The sequence below is a fragment of the Streptomyces durocortorensis genome (genome assembly GCF_016901035.1).
Lineage (GTDB): Bacteria > Actinomycetota > Actinomycetes > Streptomycetales > Streptomycetaceae > Streptomyces > Streptomyces durocortorensis.
This window is the reverse complement of record NZ_JAFEUF010000444.1, coordinates 1-2,575: the sequence shown is the minus strand read 5'-3', so window position 1 is coordinate 2,575 and position 2,575 is coordinate 1. Positions and strand designations below refer to the sequence as shown.

General features: G+C 76.6%; 4 protein-coding genes. All 4 read right to left on the bottom strand.

Annotated features, from left to right (window positions below):
• Positions 1-25: 25 nt before the first annotated feature.
• Positions 26-358, bottom strand: coding sequence for a TadE family type IV pilus minor pilin (locus JS521_RS35220; protein WP_205086924.1), 333 nt, complete (start codon positions 356-358; stop codon positions 26-28).
• Between the two features lie 127 nt (positions 359-485).
• Positions 486-749: a DUF4244 domain-containing protein gene (locus JS521_RS35215; RefSeq protein WP_205086923.1), complete on the bottom strand. Its 264-nt coding sequence runs from the start codon at positions 747-749 to the stop codon at positions 486-488.
• A gap of 112 nt (positions 750-861) precedes the next feature.
• On the bottom strand, positions 862-1,665 hold the full coding sequence (locus JS521_RS35210) for a type II secretion system F family protein (RefSeq protein ID WP_205086922.1): 804 nt from the start codon (positions 1,663-1,665) through the stop codon (positions 862-864).
• A 35-nt stretch (positions 1,666-1,700) separates the two neighbouring features.
• Positions 1,701-2,477: a type II secretion system F family protein gene (locus JS521_RS35205; protein WP_307848010.1), complete on the bottom strand. Its 777-nt coding sequence runs from the start codon at positions 2,475-2,477 to the stop codon at positions 1,701-1,703.
• Between the last annotated feature and the right edge of the window lie 98 nt (positions 2,478-2,575).

Genomic DNA, 2,575 nt, shown 5'->3' with positions numbered 1-2,575 from the left:
CCCCGGCCCCCGGTCTCCCTCGCCCTCATGGCCCAGCACTCCCCACCGTGTCCTCCGCGAGGGCAGCCGCCTCGGCGCTCAACGTCAGGGCCAGCACGCCCGGCCCCTGGGTCGGCGCCTCCACCCGGACGCGCCACAGGTCTCCCGCCCGCCCCACCTCGACCCGGGCGCCGGCGGGCGCCGCGTCACGCGCGGTGTCCAGCACCGCCGCCTCCGGTTCCGAACGGGCTGCGGCCCGGGCCCCCGCCCGTGCCGCGTCCACGCACCGGATCTGGTCCGAGACGGCCGTCAACGCCCAGAGCAGCGCCATGGCGAACGCCACCAACACCGGGATCACCACCGCAGCCTCCGCCGTCACCGCCCCCCGGTCGCCGCGCCCCACGGCGCGCGGGGCCCGCTCCCGGTGCCGCCCCCCGGGGAGGCACCGGGAGAGGCACCGGCACGATCCCGTGAACCAGGCCCCAGGGAAGGGGGCCGGCCGAACCTCAGAACTTCGCATCGAGCGCGTCCTCGACCAGTGACTGCAGCGCCGACATCACCGGCCCGCTGTTCACCACCTTGTAGAGCACCGCCGCGAAGGCACACGCCGCGATCGTTCCCACCGCGTACTCGGAGGTGGTCATCCCCTGATCGGACCGGCCGAGCCGCCCCGCCCACCGTGCGGACCACGCCGGCCGGTCCGGCGTCCTCGTGAACAGTCGGCTCCCCCGCAGAGCGGCGACGGCCCGGTCCCAGAACTTCGTTTCCATTTCATCCCCCGATGAGCATCGATGGCGTTCGGGTGCCCGAACGGAGCACCCGTGAGTGACAGCGAAAGTGAATGGCCGAGAGGTCGCCCTCGGCCGTGGATCGCGCGCAGCCTCACCGGCCCGGACCACCGGTGGCCAGCAGGTCGCCGGCCAGGCCGATGATCACCGGCGCCACCCCGACCGCCAGAAAGGCGGGGAGGAAGCAGAGGCCGACCGGCGCGGTGATCAGCACCCCGGCCCGTTGCGCCCGCGCCACCGCCGCAGCGGCTCGCTCGGCGCGCATCGACTCGGCCAGCCGGGCAACCGGCTCCGCCGCCGGGGCCCCCGTCGCACCTGCCCGGTGCAGACAGCGGGCCAGCGGGCCCGCTCCCGGTATCTCCCCGAACCGGCCCCACGCCTCGGCAGGTTCGCCGCCGAGGCGGATCTCGGCGGCTGTTCGGGCGAGCCGGTCTCCGACCGGGCCGCCGATGGACCGGCCCACTTCCTCGGCCGCCTCCCGGGGGCCGGCCCCCACCGCGATACAGGCGGCCAGCAGATCCGCGGCCAGCGGCAGCTGCCCGGCGATCACGGCACGCTCCGGATGGCCACCACCGGGACGGCTCCGGGGTCGGGCTCGCTGCCACCGCCACGTCCCGTACGCCGCGGCCGCACCGAGCGCGCAGCCCGTCACACCGCCGACCAGAATCCATCCGGTCAGCCAGGCCCCGGCCGGAGCCGCCCACTGCCGAGCGGCCTCGGCAAGGCCCGGACCACCGCTCGGCCGGAACCGTGCGGCCAGCCTGCCCCGACTGCCGGGCCGTGGAGCCGCGACCGCCCCCAACAACAGCGCGCCCCGCCCACGAACCGCTCGCTTCCGATATCCGGCGGCGATCACGGCTGTCAGCTGCACCACCAGTCCCAGCACCGCCGCAGACATCCCCAGGCTGTGGAGAACTTCCCCGCGCACCGCGTTCACGCCGCCTCCCCTCCGCGCACGATCCGGCAGGCCCAGTACAGCCCGACCGCCTCCAGGGACGCGCCCACCGCCAGACAGGCCAGGCCACCCGGGGTGTGCAGCAGTACCCGCAGGGGCTCGGCGCCGAGAGCCGCTCCCAGCCCCAGACCCGCGACCGGGAGCAGCGCCAGGACCACGACCGTCGACCACGCCCCCGCCAACTGGGCGCGCAACTCTTCCCGTCTGCGCCGGTCATCCCGCAGGGCGGCCTCCAGGCGCTCCAGCCCGGTCGCCAGGCCGGCCCCGCCGTCCACGGCCACGCGCCAGCACGCGGCCATCCCGGACAGACCGCCCAGCCCCGGACCCTCCGCCGCCTGCCGCAGGGCGCTCGGCACGTCGCCGCCGAACCGCGCCGCCGCCAGCACCGCGGCCTCCGCCTCCCCCAGCCGGCTGCCGGAAGAGGCCGTCGCCAACAGGCCGTCCTGCGCCAGGCCTTCGCGCAGGGCGACCAGCAGCGCCTGTCCCGGCTCGCGGCCGGCCCGCAGCTCCCCGACCACGGCTCCGCACAGCGCCGCCACCGCGGCCGCGGCCCTCTCCGCCTCCCCCGCCCCGGCCCGCCTCCGCAGCCACCGGCGTACCAACGGAACCGCCACGGCTCCCCCACCCAGCGGCAGCACCGAACCTCCCAGCACCGCCAGCAGCACCGCGACCGGAACGCACCACCACTCCCGACGCTCCCGGGCCGCCCGCCGCGCCCGCGCCCCGGGGGCTGGGTGACGCGTCTCCGCGCCCACGAGACAGGGGGAAAGGGGGGGGGGGGGGGGGGGGGGGAGAAAAAAAAAAATGTGAACCACACGCCGGCGCGGCGGGGGTGGCAAAAAGCGGGGGGCGG